This is a genomic window from Dyadobacter sp. HNCC25DJ185, assembly GCF_056895195.1.
This window is the reverse complement of record NZ_JBXHAR010000042.1, coordinates 1-288: the sequence shown is the minus strand read 5'-3', so window position 1 is coordinate 288 and position 288 is coordinate 1. Positions and strand designations below refer to the sequence as shown.

At 45.8% G+C, this 288-nt stretch carries 1 pseudogene; it reads right to left on the bottom strand.

The features are described 5' to 3' along the window. A pseudogene (locus tag AC1XUF_RS32085) lies at positions 1 to 288 on the bottom strand (hypothetical protein); the annotation flags it as partial.

Below are 288 nucleotides of genomic sequence, written 5' to 3'. Positions count from 1 at the left end.
TGATTGGCATCCCCGACCATGTCCATATTGTTATCCAGGATGTTTTTCACAGCGGTGTAACTGAATTTATAGCCTGTCAAAGCCCTCTTACAGGCATTCTCCATCCGGAGGGCACCGTAGGCTTTTATCAGCCTCAGAAGGCCCAGACAAGATGAATAGGACTGGTAAATGATCATTTTGCTGTCCATTACTTTTTTGAAAAGCTCATAAGTACAAGGTCCGTTTTCAGCGGCTTTTCTCAGATAGTATTCCGGGTCCCAGCCCTGCTGTCTGGATATTGCCTTGTGA